The 18519-nt window shown below is 36.6% G+C and carries 18 protein-coding genes; 11 read left to right on the top strand and 7 right to left on the bottom strand.

The genetic code is table 11. From position 1 onward, the window contains the following. Nucleotides 1–192 precede the first annotated feature (192 nt). The 8 genes from SM124_RS16345 to SM124_RS16310 all read left to right on the top strand — a co-directional run bounded on the left by SM124_RS16345 (nt 193) and on the right by SM124_RS16310 (nt 7212). Nucleotides 193–1125, top strand: a complete 933-nt coding sequence (locus SM124_RS16345) for a D-2-hydroxyacid dehydrogenase (RefSeq protein WP_322447589.1) — start codon at nt 193–195, stop codon at nt 1123–1125. Between the two features lie 123 nt (nt 1126–1248). Then, on the top strand, nt 1249–1428 hold the full coding sequence (locus SM124_RS16340) for an SE1832 family protein (protein ID WP_322447588.1): 180 nt from the start codon (nt 1249–1251) through the stop codon (nt 1426–1428). Between the two features lie 192 nt (nt 1429–1620). Next, nucleotides 1621–2403, top strand: a complete 783-nt coding sequence (locus tag SM124_RS16335; RefSeq protein ID WP_322447587.1) for an HAD-IIA family hydrolase — start codon at nt 1621–1623, stop codon at nt 2401–2403. A gap of 283 nt (nt 2404–2686) precedes the next feature. Continuing rightward, nucleotides 2687–3265, top strand: a complete 579-nt coding sequence (locus SM124_RS16330) for a glycerol-3-phosphate responsive antiterminator (protein ID WP_322447586.1) — start codon at nt 2687–2689, stop codon at nt 3263–3265. 3 nt (nt 3266–3268) lie between these two features. Beyond that, nucleotides 3269–4630, top strand: a complete 1362-nt coding sequence (locus SM124_RS16325; RefSeq protein ID WP_322447585.1) for an ABC transporter substrate-binding protein — start codon at nt 3269–3271, stop codon at nt 4628–4630. A 99-nt stretch (nt 4631–4729) separates the two neighbouring features. Further along, nucleotides 4730–5596 carry a carbohydrate ABC transporter permease gene (locus tag SM124_RS16320; protein ID WP_322447673.1) on the top strand — a complete coding sequence of 289 codons (867 nt, stop codon included), beginning with the start codon at nt 4730–4732 and terminating at the stop codon, nt 5594–5596. A gap of 21 nt (nt 5597–5617) precedes the next feature. Next, nucleotides 5618–6409, top strand: a complete 792-nt coding sequence (locus SM124_RS16315) for a carbohydrate ABC transporter permease (protein WP_322447672.1) — start codon at nt 5618–5620, stop codon at nt 6407–6409. A 14-nt stretch (nt 6410–6423) separates the two neighbouring features. Then, nucleotides 6424–7212, top strand: coding sequence for a sugar phosphate isomerase/epimerase family protein (locus SM124_RS16310; RefSeq protein WP_322447584.1), 789 nt, complete (start codon nt 6424–6426; stop codon nt 7210–7212). Between the two features lie 172 nt (nt 7213–7384). Here the strand turns inward: SM124_RS16310 and SM124_RS16305 are convergent, their stop codons facing one another. After that, the gene (locus SM124_RS16305) at nt 7385–8005 is read right to left on the bottom strand and encodes a hypothetical protein (RefSeq protein WP_322447583.1); all 621 of its coding nucleotides are present in this window, start codon (nt 8003–8005) and stop codon (nt 7385–7387) included. Between the two features lie 367 nt (nt 8006–8372). Further along, entirely contained in the window at nt 8373–8909 is a 537-nt protein-coding gene (locus SM124_RS16300) for an HD domain-containing protein (RefSeq protein ID WP_322447582.1), read from the bottom strand. Nucleotides 8910–9199: 290 nt separating this feature from the next. On the opposite strand from SM124_RS16300, the gene SM124_RS16295 reads away from it, so the two are divergent. Both SM124_RS16295 and SM124_RS16290 read left to right on the top strand, forming a co-directional pair. Next, entirely contained in the window at nt 9200–10504 is a 1305-nt protein-coding gene (locus SM124_RS16295) for a DUF262 domain-containing protein (protein ID WP_322447581.1), read from the top strand. Beyond that, entirely contained in the window at nt 10498–12306 is a 1809-nt protein-coding gene (locus SM124_RS16290; protein ID WP_322447580.1) for a DUF262 domain-containing protein, read from the top strand. Before SM124_RS16295 ends, SM124_RS16290 begins: the two co-directional genes overlap by 7 nt. A 196-nt stretch (nt 12307–12502) precedes the next feature. On the opposite strand, the gene SM124_RS16285 is transcribed toward SM124_RS16290, so the two are convergent. Both SM124_RS16285 and SM124_RS16280 read right to left on the bottom strand, forming a co-directional pair. Then, a complete protein-coding gene (locus tag SM124_RS16285; protein WP_322447579.1) occupies nt 12503–13165 on the bottom strand; it encodes a response regulator transcription factor in 663 nt (220 codons plus the stop codon). Nucleotide 13166: 1 nt separating this feature from the next. Further along, nucleotides 13167–14339 (bottom strand): sensor histidine kinase, encoded by a 1173-nt coding sequence (locus SM124_RS16280; RefSeq protein WP_322447578.1) that lies wholly within the window; start codon nt 14337–14339, stop codon nt 13167–13169. A 214-nt stretch (nt 14340–14553) separates the two neighbouring features. On the opposite strand from SM124_RS16280, the gene SM124_RS16275 reads away from it, so the two are divergent. Continuing rightward, a complete protein-coding gene (locus SM124_RS16275; protein ID WP_322447577.1) occupies nt 14554–15357 on the top strand; it encodes a CPBP family intramembrane glutamic endopeptidase in 804 nt (267 codons plus the stop codon). A gap of 141 nt (nt 15358–15498) precedes the next feature. Here the strand turns inward: SM124_RS16275 and SM124_RS16270 are convergent, their stop codons facing one another. The 3 genes from SM124_RS16270 to SM124_RS16260 form a co-directional block, all read right to left on the bottom strand. After that, nucleotides 15499–16239, bottom strand: coding sequence for an esterase family protein (locus tag SM124_RS16270; RefSeq protein ID WP_322447576.1), 741 nt, complete (start codon nt 16237–16239; stop codon nt 15499–15501). Then, nucleotides 16230–17417: an ATP-grasp domain-containing protein gene (locus SM124_RS16265; RefSeq protein ID WP_322447575.1), complete on the bottom strand. Its 1188-nt coding sequence runs from the start codon at nt 17415–17417 to the stop codon at nt 16230–16232. The genes SM124_RS16270 and SM124_RS16265 overlap by 10 nt, the downstream gene beginning before the upstream one ends. Before the next feature lie 144 nt (nt 17418–17561). Next, nucleotides 17562–18419 (bottom strand): alpha/beta hydrolase, encoded by an 858-nt coding sequence (locus SM124_RS16260; protein ID WP_322447574.1) that lies wholly within the window; start codon nt 18417–18419, stop codon nt 17562–17564. Nucleotides 18420–18519 lie beyond the last annotated feature (100 nt).

Genomic DNA, 18519 nt, shown 5'->3' with positions numbered 1-18519 from the left:
TTACAGCTATCATAAATGAAGAAGATGCAATAACCATAAATCAGTAGATTTTTAGATGATGTACAGCCAGTTGTTAGAAGGTTAATGGCCTCTTTTGTCGCTAAGGATGGCAAGAAGGAGTCTTAAATCAGGCGAATCCAATCCACTATTCAAAGAATGGATCCAAAGAATTTTATCAGAAGAGGGAGAACTATGAATATCAATCATATTTTAATCGTGAGTCCGATGTTTGAGGAAATTCGTGCGATTATAGAGCAGCAAAACATTCAAAAGCAATTCCGATATGTAAATGAAGAACAACTGACAGCGGATGATTTAGAATGGGCAGATGCACTCGCTTGTTTTAATTTACAATCCAATGTTGATTACAGTCAGGTAAAATGGGTTCATTCCCTTGGAGCAGGGGTGGATCGTTTCTTATTCGGGAAACAGTGGAACGAGCAGGTTTTATTAACGAGGACGATTTGTTCGTTTGGTCAAAGGATTGGAGAATATTGTTTAAGTTATATTGTGAAGGATCTTCAATACCACGATACATTTCAAATGGCCCAGCATCAAAAAAGATGGACTCCGATGACTCCGAAGCTATTAGGCAGTCAAAAGGTCATGATTTACGGAACAGGAGAAATTGGACAAAAGACTGCGCAAATTCTATCCTCACTAGGAATGGATGTGTATGGAGTTTCTCTTACTGGAAAAAGCAAAGACTATTTTAAGGAAGTCATGACCATAGATCATCATTTTTCGCGATTATCAGAGATGGATTATATTATTAATACACTACCGTTGACTGAGCAAACAAAAGGGTTATTTTCGAAATCGATTTTCAGTCACGTTTCCGAAGTTGGGTTCATCAATGTGGGAAGAGGCGCAACGGTGGATGAACAGGCATTACTTAATGGATTAAACGAAGGACATATTCGTTTTGCGGTGTTGGATGTGTTTGAGAAGGAGCCGCTTCCTGAAGAAAATCCTTTATGGAGTCATCCGAATGTACAAATTACTCCTCATATATCAGCGGTTACGACACCTGATGAGGGGGTTGAGTGTTTTTTAGAAACACTTAAGAATGTTGAGGAAGATAAGCCGTTAGTAAATAGGGTGGATCCGGTAAAAGGGTATTGAGAAATTATGCTCTTTCCAAGTTCTTAACCTTAAAAAGGACGAGCTGTTTGTGATATAGGGTTGGGAATTTTTTTATGATAAAAGGAATTTGTAGAAATGAAACCTATGGAGTGTGACACAAAAATGAATAAAAAAGAGCTAGAATATAAAATTCTAGAATTAAAGGACGAATACCTACAGCTACAACATAATTTAGAAAAGTTAGAGTTTGTTAAAGGAAACCTAAATCCTTTAGAAAAGCGACTTTCTGAAATTGAAGTAGAGTTAAGTTCGCTAAATCAGTTGATTAGAAACATAGGTTAATATGGGGTTATTTCAGAATAAATAAATTTTCCTAATTTTTACTTCCTATTAATACTAACTTAATATTCATCTGCCATGATAGAACAAAGTCATTCATATAAAAACGGGTGGAGAATACGGAGCAACCCAAAGAATGTTACACATGAGCGTGTAGATTCTTTGGGTTGCTCTTTTTTTATGGAGGTAGAAGGGATGAAACCGTATGGAACGTATATTTTTGACATTGATGGAACGTTGATTCGAGGGAATGAGGCTTTACTAGGAGCCGTTGAAACGCTCAAACACCTCAGGGAAACGAATACGCAAATTCTATTGGTCACGAACAACCCTGCTGAAACGAAAGGTGAAATTAGTAAACGGCTAAATCAAATAGGGTTTGAGATTCGTAAACAAGAAATCATTACACCGATTGACGCTTTAAAAATCTATTTCCAAAATCATCAGCCAACAATATTAGCCATAACGAATAATAGCATTAAGGAAGAAATGCGGAACCTAGGCTGGCAAGTGGTGAGTGAATACACAAACAGCCTTCCCATTTCTTATGTTTTAATGGGCATGAGCCAGGAGATTACGTATAAGGATTTTGTAGAAGGTGTACGAGCATTAGACAACGGGGCGTCATTACTAGGGATGAATCCTGATTTATTTTGCCCGACGCAAGAAGGTAGGGTACCGGACACTGGAGCTTTGCTATCCTGCTTAGAGTTGTCAACGGGTCAAAAAGCGACGATTGTTGGAAAGCCGACTAAGTGGATGAGAAGGGCGATTTTAAGTGCAATCCATCACCCGGTGTCACAATCCGTTTTTATCGGTGACTCTCCTTATACAGATTTGGCTATGGGGGTGGAACTCGGGATGGATACTGTTTTATTACATACGGGAATTACAAAATATAAAAACGTCGAACTCATTCATCAACCAACTAGACTATTAAATGATCTACAAGAATTATATGAAGCCATCAATGGATAAATTTACAAAAGGTTAACTTTTATCTAATAATTCCTAAATAATTTCCATTTAATATAAAACTATAAAGATTCATAGGGTGTGATTGACGTGGTCAATCTACTGAACCTTATGATAGCAACTGAATATTAACTTATTCTTTAGGGCGGAGAATACGGAGTAACCCTGGGAACGATTGATACACAGCATGGCATACTTTTTTAGCTAGGCAATTTTTGTGTATGCGTTCTTTAGGGTTATTTTTTATGCCATCATCAGTCGCTCTATAAAAGAAAGGAGGAAACTTGTGCTTAAAAAAGGTAGTTTCATTGCTTCTATACATAATGAAGATTCTCTTCAACTGGCACTATCAGACAACCATATTGATACGTTATTTCTCATGTATGGTGATATTTTAACCGTTAGCTCTACCGTTGAAAGGATTCACTTTTTTAACAAGAAGGTATGTTTACATGTTGATTTCATTCAGGGGCTTTCACCTGATAAAAAGGGGATGGAATTCTTATCACAGTTTGTAAAACCTGATGGGATCATTAGTACGAGAGGTCAAGTCATCCAACATGCGAAAAAGGTAGGTTTGTTTTCGATTCAACGATTATTTTTAATCGATTCGGGTGCCTACCATTCGGGCATTAAAAGTGTCTTAAATAGCAAGCCCGATGCAGTAGAAGCTATGCCTGGAATGATGCCAAGAGTGCTACAAGATTTAACGAAATCCCTAGATTTACCCATTGTAGCAGGTGGGTTATTCAAACAAGCAGATGAATTACAAGCAGCGTTACATGCAGGGGCTATTGCCGTATCCACTGGTTCACCAGAATTATGGAAAGTGGCTAAACTATTAAATTCAGTTCAAGGAGTGTAAAAAATGAAAAAAGTCATGAAGTCGTCTATTTACTTTTTATTGCTAATGATGCTCGTACTTGCTGGATGTACAAGTAAACCGCAAAACGAAACCGCATCATCTACAACGGAGTCCCAAACGAATCAAAGTAAGCAAGAAGAAAAGAAGGAAGAGCCGATTGAAATTACGATGTACTATCCGATTGCTGTAGGTGGTCCTTTAACGGAAATCATTGAAAAAATGGCTGATGATTTTCATAAAGAAAATCCAAACATTACAGTTAAACCTGTTTATACAGGAAGCTACCAAGATACGATGGTGAAAGCACAAACAGCGGTGAAAGGAAATAACCCACCGGATTTAGCGGTGTTATTATCAACAGAATTATTCACTTTAAAAGATATGGATGCCATTATTCCATTAGATGATTATATTAAGAATGACGGTGGAGACGAGTATATCAATAGCTTCTACCCTGGTTTTATGGAAAATGCCCAAACAGAAGGAAGTACATACAGCATTCCCTTCCAAAGAAGTACAATCGTTCTTTACTATAACAAAGAGGCTTTTGAAGAGGCTGGGTTAGATCCTAACAATCCTCCAACAAACTGGGAAGAGCTGAAAGAATACTCGAAAAAGTTAACGAAAACAGAAGGAAATAAAACGACTCGTTACGGGGTAGAAATTCCTTCATCAGGGTTCCCATACTGGTTATTCCAAGCATTTGCGATTCAAAACGGGAAAAATTTAATGTCTAGTGACGGAAAAGAAGTGTATTTGGATACGAAAGAAAATGTAGAGGCATTACAGTTATGGTTAGACTTAGCTAAAGACAAATCCATGCCTGAGGGTGTGATTGACTGGGCAACGACTCCTACTAATTTTATTGAAGGAAAAACAGCAATGATGTACCACACAACGGGTAACTTAACGAACGTGAAAAATAATGCGAAATTTGATTTCGGTGTGGCATTCTTACCAGCTGGTGGAAAAGGGTTCGGTTCACCAACAGGTGGAGGAAACTTCTACTTATTCAAAGGTACAGAAAAAGCAAAGCAAGATGCAGCATGGAAATTCATTAAATGGGCTTCTCAACCGGAAATCGCAGCAAAATGGAGTATTGATACAGGTTATGTTGCGGTAAGTCCAAAGGCGTATGAAACAGAGGCAATGAAAGCGTATGTAGAAGGTTTCCCTCAAGCTGCTGTGGCAAGAGATCAGTTAGAGCATGCTTATGCCGAGCTATCAACACATAACAATGGTCAAGTGTCAAAAGTATTCAATGATCAATTACAAGCGGTACTCACAGGGCAAACGACCCCTGAGGAAGCCTTAAAAAAAGCTCAGGAAGAGGCCAATAAACTATTAGCCCCTTTTAAAAAATAATGTAGAAGGAGGGAGAAGGAAGGTATGGAAAAGAAAATAGCCCTACAGCAATCGGTTGTTCATCTTGGAACAAAGCAAGAAACCAAAACCTCCAAGAAAATGAAAACCAATGTTCAAGCATGGTTACTTTTCCTTCCTTCACTCATCTTCTTACTGATGTTTACGTTTTATCCAGTTCTACAAACGATTTACCTTAGTTTTTTTAGAGCGGATCTGGCCATCCCAGATCCTTTTTTTGTAGGACTAGAAAACTATCAACAGTTAAAAGAAGATGCAGTGTTTTGGAAGGTTATGAAAAATACATTTTGGTTTGTATTTACTACAGTACCGATTAGCATGATTCTAGCTCTAGCCATGGCGCTTTTTGTGAATAGAGCGATCCGAGGAACCGGTTGGCTAAAGACGGCTTTCTTCTATCCAACGGTGATACCGATGATTGCGGTAGCCAATATATGGCTATTTATTTATACGCCAGGTTACGGAATGATGAGCCAAATTCTTGATGTATTCGGTTTTCAAGATATCAATTGGTTAGGTACGGCCAATACAGTTCTTCCAGCCATGATTATCATGGCAATTTGGAAGGAAGCGGGCTTTTTTATGGTATTCTATTTAGCCGGTTTACAAAGTATTTCAAAAGAGCTTTACGAGTCGGCCTCTATCGACGGTGCATCATCATGGTATACCCTTCGAAAAATAACGTTGCCCTTATTAATGCCAACCACGTTATTTGTTAGCATTATTGCGGTTATAAACACCATTAAGCTAGTGGACCATATTGCCATCATGACAAAAGGTGGCCCGGATAATGCTAGTAACCTGTTACTTTATTACATATATGAAACGGCCTTTAATTTCTGGAATGAAGGAATGGCAGCCACATTAACCGTTGTGATGCTCGTGATTTTATTAATTGTAGCAATTATCCAGATCTTCTTTGTTGATAAAAAAATTCACTATAGTTAAGAGGGGAAAAACGTGCAATGGATGACTAGGATAGGGATGACCATACTAGGGATGGTTTGGAGTGTCCCATTGATTTGGTGTATATGGACGGCCTTTCGACCAAGAGAACTGGCTACTTCCTATTCACTCGACTTCCAATTTACATTAGATAATTTTATTAAAGCCTGGCAAGCAGCTCCATTTGGACAATATTATATCAATACGTTGTTAACCGTGTTAGGTATTTTACTAGTTCAAATCATTACGGCTACATTGGCTGCCTATGCATTTGCTAGACTGAACTTTTTTGGAAAAGATGTGTTATTCGTGATTGTCTTAGTGCAATTAATGGTTCCAGCCGATATATTAATTTTTCCAAACTACTCAATCTTAAGAGATTTATCTTTACTAGATTCAAAGACGGGAATTATGATGCCTTATCTTGCATCAGCTTTCGGAATCTTCTTATTAAGACAAACATTTAAAACGATCCCTTACGAATTAGAAGAAGCGGCTAGACTAGAAGGTTGTAACGTATTCCAGGTGATTTGGAATGTCTACATGCCACTAGCAAAACCTACCTATGTTGCATTTGGACTGGTATCGGTCAGTTATCATTGGAATAACTTTTTATGGCCATTAATCGTGACCAACTCGGAAGAAAACCGTCCTCTTACAGTAGGGTTAGCGATTTTTGCACAATCATATGAAACAGGAGCACAGTGGGCTGAAGTAACGGCAGCTACTTTACTAGTCATGACTCCATTATTATTAGCATTCTTTATATTTCAAAAGCAATTTATTAATAGCTTCGTTCAGTCTGGACTGAAATAGGGGGTAGGTAGAGTATGAGAGCGAATCAAAACATTGGTATGTCAACTTTTGCCGTTATGGATCTTCCTTTAGTACAAGGGATGGATGCTTTGATGAATGAAGGTTTTACCAACATTGAAATTATGTGTGAAGGAAACGGACTTGAATGTCTGGATTGGAGTCTTGAACAGATGCTAGCTATTGCTAGCTGGAGTGATATAAGTATTACCATTCATGCTCCTATTAAAAATTGTAATCCGGCTAGTGATGATCCTACGATTAGGGAAACTTCACTAACTTTACTAAAAAAGTGCCTTCATCTAGCAGAAATGTGGAATTCTCCTTATGTATTAATGCACCTGGGTGAACATGAAGATCAAGAGAAAGGCTTGAAGAATTGTATTCATTTTATCGAGGAAATAAGCCAGTATATTCCTTTAGGTACGAAACTAGTGTTAGAAAATGTACCGCCCAAAAACAACTTAATTGGAGTAACTGCAAAAGAGTTAGTTCAGGTTTGCTCTCATTTCCAATCAGAAAAAGTGGGTGTCGTCTTTGATGTTGGTCATGCCAACCTTGTCCATTTGGAGTATCCAGTTGAGGGTTTAAAAGAGGTACTACCTTGGTTAGTTGGTTTGCATGTAAGTGATAATTTTGGCCAGGATGATAATCATAACTTGGTTGGAGAGGGGACGGTGCCTATTGTGGAGTTATTAAAAATGATTGAAGATTGTAAGCAGGAAGTTTCTATTATATTGGAGATGAGAAATGTTGAGGATGGGGTTAGGTCTAGGGAGGTTTTGTTTTCTGGGTTGGGGGTTTGATTGGTTTAATGGAGTTTAATGTTTATGGCAGTTAAATGACGATCATAAGACCAATAAAAAGGTCAACCAGTAACACATCTGGTTAACCCTAAATTACGCATATATACATAGCTGAAGATCATGATATGGTCTTCAGTTTTCATTTAATAGAATAGATGCAGGATGATAGCACTTAAGGACAACTAATGCAGAAGTCTTTTATGATTTGGACCGTATTGGGAGCAAATTCAGTAGCTCTTGTTCTAATAGATACGCTTTGAGCATCTTCAATTTGAATGGCACTTTCGGCATCAGGTGGGAGAGTAATGGTTGTAGGATTTCCTATCCGTGGTGTAACAACCACTTGCCCTTCAAGTGTTCCATTTACGACAAACATGGCTTTGTAGTGGTTTTCCGTCAAATCTGTAAAAAGGAAGTTACCACTTCTAAAGGAAAAAGTACCTTCATGTCTGCGAACCTCACTGGAATCTGGGCAGCAAATGCAAAAGTCTTTAATAATATTCATACTTCCACCTACGATGTTCGTTGTAGATAAAGCCACCGTTCGAACATCTTCAATTTGGATCACCACTGACTCTGTGAAATTGATGATTCTTGGACTTCCATTTCGTGGCGTCACGATAAGTTGTGAATTGGGAGATTGACCCGTAGCACTTTGAATGTTCACATCAATCATGGCCTTATAGTGATTTTCGGTCAAATCTGTAAAATAAGTATATTCCCCTGGTGTTTGATTGATCGCTAATGTTGCTTCATGTCTAAGAACTTTACAATTCTCCTTTATGATCCCCATATACACCTTCTCCTCGACTAGTATTTCATCTTAAATGAAAGAGTTAATACTATGTATACGTGGGAAAATTAAACTTGCTTGGACAATTTATTAATCTATATTGAATAACATAGAGCCATGGGGACAGGTTCATTGACCCACCATTTTATGGTAATAGAGTCTCTTGTTCCTAGGCCAGATAAAACAATAAAGGTAACCCTATCTTTGAAGCTCTCGTGTATAAATTCTTAGCTAAATCTAACTACTTTTATGGAGTAAAATGTTCAATCAATTTCCCGATTTCCTCATAGACTTTATTATAATATGAAACGGTACAATGGGTGAAAATGTGAATGGAAAGGGGGTTAAAATTGCTTAGCCCCTTTTATTAAAAAAAATCTTTAACTAACTGCTCATATTCATAAAAAAATGAGGGGATCTCATCTGTCTGTAAACCTTCAAACATATTAACTGCAACGCTTTCGAAGTACCACTTCTGCTTTTCCTTGCCTCTTTTAAAACTCTTCCATATATCATTCCCTAATCGTTGCTCATCTTCTACAAGACTTTTTAGGTTATCTAGTTTATCAGTTACAATTAGCGCTTTTATTTCAAGAGGGGCTGTTTTTATGTGGTCAATAGTGTGTTGTTTTCTTTCTTCCCAAGAGTGATCCTTGTTTTCAGTATTACCAGCGACGATTCGGGTCACTTCATTTCCAAATTCTCTTGTAATATCTTCAAACTCTACGTATGTATCTTCAACCGTATCATGTAAGTAACCAGCGATTACCACTTCTTCTTTAAATCCAGCAGATTCTAGTGTTTTAGCAACACGTATAGGATGTTCGATCATGGGTGTATTTGTAGTTTTTCTTAACTGACCTTCATGTGCTTTAGTCGCAAATTGCAATGCTTTTTCTTTCAAAAATAATCCCTCCAACTGGCCTAAAAGAGTTTTTTTCCTAATAATAACATAGGTGGTATTATATTGTTGTTACATGAGATAAAGGTTCTATGTCTATGAATATATTCAACAGAAATAATTAGAACAGTCCTTGTGATCAAAGGTGTTGTAATATAATAGAAACATAAGAACAAAGAAGTAGAAATGAATCATTCTTTCGCCAAAAGTGAAAAGGATAAATTATATAGGGAATGCTTTTTAGGTATGAGGTTGCATTCTCGTAACAAAGCATTTAATGAAAGGAAAATAAAATGGGACTAATTGAAAATGAATTGTCAATTGTTACAGTTAAAGATCTATTTGAGTTAAGCTTAGCCATTCCAGAATATCAAAGGCCGTATAGTTGGAATATTGCCTCCACAAATACTTTGTTTATGGATACTTATGGTGCATACCAACAAAGGATTAGTGAATATAGGCTTGGCTCAGTTATTCTACATAAGAAAGATAATAATTATTATATTGTTGATGGACAACAACGAATCACTACATTATCCATTTTACTTTATGTTCTTGGAGATGAAGAGAAAGGTTTGCTAAATGAACAGTATAGTTCTCTATCGGCACATGCGATCATGAGTAACTTTGAAGTATTAACAAAGAGAGTAGCTGAACTCCAAGAGACAGAACGTATAAGATATAAGTCTTATTTAAAAGAAAGTTGTACGATCGTAAAAATTGTAACGGATGAAGAACAAGAAGCATTCCAATTTTTTGACTCGCAAAATTCACGTGGTAAGGAATTGGACCCTCATGATTTGTTAAAGTCTTATCACTTAAGAGAGATGAATAATGAAGAAGAAAATGTAAAAACGAAGATCATTAACAGCTGGGAAAATAAAAATCAGCGGAAGCTAGAAGAGTTATTCAAGAATTACCTATTTCCATTAACTCAATGGTACAAAAGGAAAAATGGTTTGGGATACTCCAGTGAAAAGATTTCAACGTTTAAAGGGATAAAAATAAATAACGTTTACAATTATGCCGTTTATCAAAAGGCTTCCAATCTTTTTGTAGAACAAATGAATAATAATGGCAGTGTGGAAATATTAGCTACTAAAACGTTGAATCAATTTCAATTAACTCAGCCATTAATTGCTGGAAAAAGGTTTTTTACATATACCCTTCATTATGCTGATTTACTAGAGAAAGTTCAAAAGAAAATAAATGACTATCATCATGATGATGAAATTCCTCGTAGGGGTCCGGGAGATTACTATATAAAGCAACTCTATGAAAGTATCTTGTTGTTTTTTGCAGATCGATTTGGTATGGATTCAATTAATAATTCAGTGATGAAACAATTATATACTTGGAGTTATTCTCTTAGAATGACAATGACATTGGTCTATCAAGAGACAGTTAATAAATATGCTAGTGGAAAACATGAGAGAATTAATGAAGGGCTAGACCTTTTTGCAAGGCTTAGTGAGATGCACGATCCTGAAGAATTAAATCTTATTATTTTTGAGAAAATGGATGATACAAAGGCAAGTAACAATATTAGTAAATACCCAAAAGTGTGGAAATCTTTACAGGAGGCAAATAGGTGGTAAAAGTGGATAAGAAACCAAAAACATTACAAGTGTCAAGTTTATTTACCAATGTAAAGTATGAAATCCCCATCTATCAAAGAAATTATGCTTGGGAAGAAAAGCAAATTGAACAATTAATTGAAGATATTCACTCTTCAAAGGGCACGTATTTTTTAGGAACGTTAATTGTTAATCAAAAAGAAGCAGACGTGTATGAAGTAATTGATGGACAACAACGTCTTACTACTTTGTATTTACTAGAAAAATATTTAAAGATAGATATTTTGAAAGGCTCATTATATTTTGAGGCAAGAGAAAAATCAAATCGCACTCTTTCAATTATAGGTACAGAAGAAATAAATGATGTTTTAGAGGAACTACAGTCAGAAGAATTGATCCGTGGTTATAAAATCATTGAAGGGTACTTTCTAAGTGAAAAAATTGATCCCGTGAGTTTCAGAGAAAAATTGAATCATGTGCAATTAATCCGCATTCAAGTGCCGAAAAACATAGATTTAAACCACTATTTTGAGATTATGAATACACGTGGCGAACAATTAGAATTCCACGAAATCGTAAAAGCAAAGCTGTTAAGTCAACTTTCAACAAATGAGGATAAAAAGGCTGGTTCTATTCTTTGGGATGCTTGTTCAAACATGGATTCATATGTACAAATGAATTTTGATTTAAACACGAGACGCAACCTTTTTTCTGATGATTGGTCTGGAATACATTCAGAAGTGTATGATTTTGATAAAGTTAGAGGAATCATTGGCAACGGTGATCATGTAACTACTGGTACCAAAACGCTGCTTGAAATTTTAACAGACAAACAGCCTACCAACAAAGGTAGGGGAAGTCATATGGAAGAGAATGAAAGATTCGAATCAATCATTTCTTTTCCTCATTTCATTCTCCAAGTGAATAAAGCGATATCGAAGGCTGAAGAAAACGAGTCAATGCTTGATGATAAAAATTTCTTGAAGAGTTTAGAGCTAAATTGGGAGAATGAAGAAAAATCCAAAGCATTTTTATACAATCTATTAAAATGTAGGGTATTATTTGATAAATACATTTTGAAAAGAGAGTTTGTAGGGGATTACAAAGAAACTGGGAAATGGTCATTGCAGCGTTTAGAATCTTACAAAGATAGAGGTTATTTGAAGCCAAAATATGTAGGTACTTTTGGCGGTGAAGATGATACTAAAAATAAGCAACTGAGGTTACTTCAATCCTGCTTGCGTATTACTTATACATCACCTAAGACCATGCATTGGATTTCACTAGTATTAACAAGTTTGATGAATGATGAGAATGGTAACATTTTAGAGATTTTAGAAAAGTATTGTAACCACAAGGTAAGAGAATCTAAATACGAAAATGCCAGTGGCTTTCATTTCGAGCGTATTGTCTTTACTTATCTAGACTATCTAATATATAGAGATGGTTATTCATATGAAGGGAAACAAATCATCTTTCCTTTAAAAGATGATTGGCAGTTTCATTTTAGAAATTCAATCGAGCATTTTTACCCACAGAATCCAATAGATGTAGATCCGTCTACGAGATGGAATTTGGAAGACTTGAATGGTTTTGGAAATTTAGCGTTGATAACGATTTCGGGAAATTCCAAATTTTCTAACCTTCCACCTAACGGAAAAGTAACCTCATATCCTAATATTATTAAGCAAAGTCTTAAATTAAAAATCATGAGAGAAATGATGCACATAAATGGTGGTGTATGGAATCAGGCGATTTCAGATACACATAAAAGAGAAATGTTTTGTCTGCTCCAAGGGGGCGGTTCTAATGGTTTATTTTAAAAGGTTGTCTTAGTTGCAAAAACAATGTAGATAATCGTGCCACACTAGTTAATCTCAATCTCATATATGTACAAATATGAGGATAGAGGAAAACAGAGACGAACAGTAGATTTCGTCTCTGCAAACTCTTGATTTACCAGATTTTGGACTAATATCAGCGATAAAAGAAAAGAATTGAAGCTTTTGCTTTTTTATTCTAATCTAGTACTTGCTCTTCCCGAACTCGTAAAATAAGCTCTACACGATCGGTTACTTGTAGTTTTGAGTATATTCTCGAAATATGATTTTTTACGGTTCCCTCTGCTAAATAGAGAATATTTGCAATTTGACGGTTGTCTTTTCCTGTCACCATCAGACGTAATACATCTAATTCTCTTTCGGTTAGCCCGTACGAAGGCTTTTTTTCCGAAGAACTCGATTTAGTTGAAGTGGTCTCTGTACCACCTGTCCATTCAAATATCATTCTTTTTGCTATATCTTGTGGGATTAACGTTTCTCCTCTATGGACCAATCGTATGCTTGAAGCAAGATCCTCTGGTTGCATCGCTTTAAGAAGATATCCTACTGCTCCTGCTTTCATCGCTTCTTTCACATATTCCATATCATGAAAAGTGGTAAGCATGATGACATGAATGTCAGGGAAATGTTCCTTTATATATCTGGTTGCCTCTATCCCATCCATTTCTGGCATATTAATATCCATCAGGATGATGTGTGGTGGCTCCTTTTGGCATAAATCAATGACTTCTTTGCCATTTCCGGCAAGTCCAATCACTTCTATATCGGATTCTTGACGTAGAACAATTCGTAAACTCCCTCGAATTAAATCCTGATCGTCTGCAATGACTACCTTTATCATTTCATCCAGCCTTTCCTATTTTATAAGGCAACTGACAAACAACTGTTGTCCCTTTTCCTGCTATTGAGTCTATCTCCAATGTTCCTTGATAGGTTTCAATCCGTTCTCTCATGGAAGATAATCCAAAACCAAAGACAACATCATCCATACCGCACCCATTGTCTCGAATGGTAAGAGATAGTTGATTCGGGTTACTGTCAAACAATATATCAATATGGTCTGCTTTTCCGTGTCTTTTTGCATTGGTTAATGATTCCTGTAAACATCGTACTAATATGAGTGAAATCTGTGGATGAACGGTAAGATTAGTTCCATTTACATCTAATTTAATTTTTGTTCCTGTCGACAAGGAAAATTCATCTGCAATTCTCTTCAGTTGAGTAGAGATGGATTCATCTTCTTTCAAAGGGGAGATATGATGGATTTGCCTTCTAACTTCTTCAAGACCTTCTCGACTGATACGGCTAAGCTGCTTCACATTTTGCAAGGCTTCTTCTGGTTCCTCGCGAATGAGAAAGGACATAGCATCAAGGCCCATGATAACGGATGTAAGGGTATGCCCAACCGTATCATGAAGCTCCCGAGAAAGTCGGTTTCGTTCTTCTAATAAAGTGATTTTTTCAACTTGTTTGGCGTATTGCTCCAACACCTGACGTTGCTTGTCATTTTCTTCTAGAAGCTCTTGCATTTTTCTTTGAGTATCTATTACCTTCCAAATGATTGTCCCTAGACCAAAGAAGAGGAATCCTTCAATAATTGATATGTTATAGGAACTTACCGGAAGCACAATCGTCATGGCAATGGCAGGTAAGACAGAGAACCAAATCCATAAGGGGATTCTTAGACGTTGCGTATGTATGGTAGCTGCCGCGCACATAGCGGGAATGGCCAGATAGGAAAAATATAAGTCCATGACATATGAGCTGTAAATAAAGAATAATCCGCTTATAACTAGTTCTACTACCGGGTATAGCCAAGGCTTCCTATCTTCGTAGTAAAACCAGACGAATTGGGGGAGCACACCAGCAATGAGACAAGTAAAGAGAATAAGAAATAGATTCTCGGTATTTCCTTTATATTCATATGATAGAAGGCCTAAATGAAGCAAAATCCAAATGACTCGTATGTAGAATAGAGTTAAATATGCCCAATGCTTGTTTCTAATCGTCTGCAAGTTAACCACCTTTTCCTCTGCTCGATACGATTATCATACTAGATTGAGAGAATAACGGAAAGAGAAAATGAAAGTGTAAGTCATGGTCGTCACGGTGTAGTCATGCATGACTAATGGAGCAAAAACATGACTGTGAACACTAGGAAGGATTCTCCTTAATTTGCATAATAAGGGTATCAAAAACAAACTTTGAATTTAAAAGGAGATTGACATAATGAAAAAAATAAAACAGGTGCAAAGTTTTTTTAAGAATCATCCATTTATATTCGCTTTTTTTGTTCTAGTAGTAAGTCGTATTGCCGGTATGGTTACCATTCAAATCATTCAAGCAATAAGACCAGATTTAACCGTTCAAGATCATTTAGGTTGGCTACTGATGACGGTTTACGCATGTACAGTTGTAAGCTTAGTATATTGGACAGATACAGCGAAAGAAATAGGGTTGAGGATGCCTAAATCTTATAAAGAGTGGTTACTTTTTCTACCCGTACTAATTATCCCACTATTTATTTTGAGCCAAAACGGTATTTCCTCTTGGGGAATTGCACAGAACCTTGTTCTTTTGATTGCGGCGATTGGTGTGGCTGTAAATGAAGAGGTTTTATTTAGAGGAGTATTAATTCGCGGCTTTATGAAATGGGGGAAGTGGGTAACGGTTTTAGTTCCTAGCATCATCTTTGCTTTAGCTCACTCGACAAACACGTTCGTGGGTGGAGATACGACTTATGCCCTTTATCAAACCTTATGGACGTTTGCTGGTGCCATCATGTTAACAGCGTTTCGAATTGTAACCAATAGCTTATATCCACTCATCGTCTTTCATTTTATCTTAGACTTTGTAGAGTATTTTTCAACAGGAAATTACGGGGTACACGCAGAGCCTTTTTCTACGTCCTTGCTGATACCTATTGCCATCATGAGCTTCGGTTTAATGATATACTCATTAATACTTTTATATAAAAATAGTGCTAGAGATCGTTCGGTGAAAGATGAAAGAGTCTATCTTTATAAAAATTAACTAATCCCTGAAATTTTCTAAGTGGGATTAATAGATTTCCTTTCTACTTAATTTACAATATTTTAATGAATGGTAAAGGGGACGAGGCACCATGACTCACTAGAGAAAAGTGGGTCAGTGGACCTGTCCCCATGGTTCTTTTTATGAAAATAACTTTCCTAAATAATACGGTATTTGGCGTCGCCACCAAACCCAATCATGCGAAACATCTTCGCCCCATTCATCAAACCAGGCTGGAATTTGTTTTTCTTCAAAGGCTTCTTTTAATGAAAGGTAGGAAGGCAGCCCATCCTGTTCCCAATCACCCCGACCGGTACAGATAATGATATCTGCTGATCGATATCGATCAATAAACCAGCCGTCATTTTGATTCCATATGTAATCACTCGGTGAATTTTCATACACAAGCGGATCATTTCCGTAATCCCCAAAAAAGAAACGGACATCGTATACACCGCTAAGTGCAACGGTGGTTTGGAAGACATCAGGATGTCTCAACAAAAAGTTTAACGCATGGTATGCCCCCATACTACACCCCGTTGTCATCATTGGATCGAACCAACCTGTTTTATGTTTAATAAATGGAATAGCTTCTGAAATCACATAACGATCATATGCCTCATGAGCTAATGCCCGGTCATGCGCCGATTTTGAGTCGTGTAACCAGCTTTCGCTATCTATACTAGTCAATGAAAAAAATTGAACTTTTCCTGATTCGATAAAGTCATGACACACATCAATCATTCCAAAATCATGGTATTCAGAATGCGTCCCACCAGATGAAGGAAACACTACGATTGGCATGCCACTGTGCCCGTATCTGTTCAATAGCATTTCACGTCCTAATTCCCCACTCCAATGGCTTAACTGTTCTATATGCATAAAAGAATCTCCTTTTTTCGCTCATGTACAAAATGAATAATATCATCCACTTCTTGAAGGGAATCTGCATTAATCGCATAAAATTGATTTCCTTGGAGTTCCGCAAACGCATCAGGCATGCGCTGTTCAAACTTCACACGGTCGCCAAATCGTTCATAAATGCTATTCGAATCATGTTTATACTCATACACATCACGCTGTGTTATACCGACACAAAACTGGTTTTCAGCATCTGACTCCTTAAATTTCCCTCCTGTGACAAGAGAAGCATACTGAGCAAATAAATCAATGGAGTGCGCGAAATTGTACATATCAATCGTGTAGCCGCCAGCCAAGCGGTTATTATATTCTACTGCAACATAATCCCCATTTTCTAATTTGAAAAACTCAATATGGAAAAAGCGTTCTTTCATGCCAAAAGCTTTCACAATCCTCTTTCCATAAGCTTCGAGCTTTGGATCAATTTCCTTCTGAATCACATAAGCCATATCCAACTGACCCTTAACGAGTTCCAAAGTTGGCCTATTATATGTAAAGCTTGTTTGAAATACAATGTTCCCTTCCTGGTCTATTAAACCATCAAATGTACAAAGTACGCCTCCTTCGACATATGGTTCTAAGAAGTACACTTGTGCTTCTCTCCATTCTTCTTCAAAAAAACGTACATCCTCTTCTGAACTTAATTTATAGGTTGCAGCTGATCCAACTCCATTATCCGGTTTAGCGATAACAGGCAGTCCTAAGTCATCAATGGCTTTATATAAATCAATATTAGTTTTAACAATTCTTCCTTCTACAACAGGCACATCTGCTTTTATAAACAGCTTCTTCATTTCAGATTTATACTTAACTTTTTTCAAGTCATTCGTTTTATTGCCGTACACGTTAAATTGCTCACGCAACGCGGCATCAAGTTCTAGCCAATGTTCGTTATTGGATTCAATGCGGTCAATTGGACCATGTTTATAAAATAAAAAGGCAACAGCACGTTTCACTTCATCTAAATCCTCTAAATTATTCACACGATAATATTCTGTTAAAGAGTTTTGTAAGTCGGGACCTAATTGGTCATATGGCTCTTCTCCAATACCTAAAACATTGACACCTGCATCTTTTAATCGATGAGCAAATGCCTGGAAATTACTTGGATAATATGGTGATATCAAAATAAAATTCATAAAAAAGCTCCTTTCCTATTTCCACAACTAAGTTACAAAAATATCAATTTAAAATAAGACTAAACTTCCAAAAATATATTCAAAAAAAAGTAATAGATTCCTCTATTACTTAAATCATACAAATATGAATATTCAAATTATTTATTACCATTTTTCACTTAAGAAACGTAAACATTCTGGCAAGTGTTTTGCCCAAGCTTTTTCATCATGTTCTTCATCCGCAAAAATATTTAAATGAATGTTATCTATTGGAACAGAGCCTTTTATTAGTTGTTTATAATACTTAAGCGAGCAATCAATATATGCCTGCTTCATATTCCCATTCATCAATTGTCGATCGGTATCATCGCCTTCCTGAGTCCCAACTTGAATGTACACGCGTTGCTCAGGATCCAACTCTTCTCTAGCAATATAACGATCGAAGGCTTTACTTGTTATCCAATTGGCTAAAGAAAAAATGCCTAAACCACCAATTTTATCATTATATCTAATACCCATAAAGGCAGAAATATTTCCTCCAAGTGAACTACCAATCATCGCTGTATGATATTTATCCGATTTCGTTCGGTAATGCTTATCAATAAAGGGCTTCACCACATTCATGACAAACTCAGCAAACTCCACGCCTCTACCGCCTAGTTCAATATCTTCAGGAAGTGGGCTTTCAGTAATTTTCCAAGGCGTATATTCATTCATTCGATCATGTTCACCGTTATCAATCCCAACAACAATCATCTTCGGTAAATCTGGGTTAAGTTTAATTGCCTGAATAACTTTCCATGAATACCCGCTAAAAGATTCACTACAGTAGAAAACATTTTGTCCATCATGCATATAGACAACCGGATAGTTTTCAGTCTCATCTTTATCATAATTTTTAGGCAATAAAACGCGCACGCGACGTTTTTCATTTTTATAAGACATATGTAATTGATGTGTTACTAATTCTGATGATTTTTCACAGTCGTCAATAGCTTCATAACGAACTCGGTTCTTTAACACATCACCAAAAAAATCCAGGTTTTTTTTTGTCAATAAAATCGCCCCATTTTTAGTTTTTAATACAATAGGTTATGCATTTCTTAACCTTTATTGAACATAA

The organism is Robertmurraya mangrovi, from assembly GCF_034427655.1.
Taxonomy (GTDB): Bacteria; Bacillota; Bacilli; order Bacillales; family Cytobacillaceae; genus Robertmurraya_A; species Robertmurraya_A mangrovi.
This window is presented reverse-complemented; position numbering and strand designations above follow the sequence as displayed.

Bases quoted from the DNA above. Each gene is read 5' to 3' on its own strand.
- SM124_RS16335 (WP_322447587.1), top strand. From the start codon at position 1,621: ATGAAACCGTATGGAACGTATATTTTTGACATTGATGGAACGTTGATT.
- SM124_RS16295 (WP_322447581.1), top strand. From the start codon at position 9,200: ATGGGACTAATTGAAAATGAATTGTCAATTGTTACAGTTAAAGATCTA.
- SM124_RS16270 (WP_322447576.1), bottom strand. From the start codon at position 16,239: ATGCATATAGAACAGTTAAGCCATTGGAGTGGGGAATTAGGACGTGAA.
- SM124_RS16285 (WP_322447579.1), bottom strand. From the start codon at position 13,165: ATGATAAAGGTAGTCATTGCAGACGATCAGGATTTAATTCGAGGGAGT.
- SM124_RS16325 (WP_322447585.1), top strand. From the start codon at position 3,269: ATGAAAAAAGTCATGAAGTCGTCTATTTACTTTTTATTGCTAATGATG.
- SM124_RS16265 (WP_322447575.1), bottom strand. From the start codon at position 17,417: ATGAATTTTATTTTGATATCACCATATTATCCAAGTAATTTCCAGGCA.
- SM124_RS16320 (WP_322447673.1), top strand. From the start codon at position 4,730: ATGAAAACCAATGTTCAAGCATGGTTACTTTTCCTTCCTTCACTCATC.
- SM124_RS16275 (WP_322447577.1), top strand. From the start codon at position 14,554: ATGAAAAAAATAAAACAGGTGCAAAGTTTTTTTAAGAATCATCCATTT.
- SM124_RS16310 (WP_322447584.1), top strand. From the start codon at position 6,424: ATGAGAGCGAATCAAAACATTGGTATGTCAACTTTTGCCGTTATGGAT.
- SM124_RS16305 (WP_322447583.1), bottom strand. From the start codon at position 8,005: ATGGGGATCATAAAGGAGAATTGTAAAGTTCTTAGACATGAAGCAACA.
- SM124_RS16315 (WP_322447672.1), top strand. From the start codon at position 5,618: ATGACTAGGATAGGGATGACCATACTAGGGATGGTTTGGAGTGTCCCA.
- SM124_RS16345 (WP_322447589.1), top strand. From the start codon at position 193: ATGAATATCAATCATATTTTAATCGTGAGTCCGATGTTTGAGGAAATT.
- SM124_RS16340 (WP_322447588.1), top strand. From the start codon at position 1,249: ATGAATAAAAAAGAGCTAGAATATAAAATTCTAGAATTAAAGGACGAA.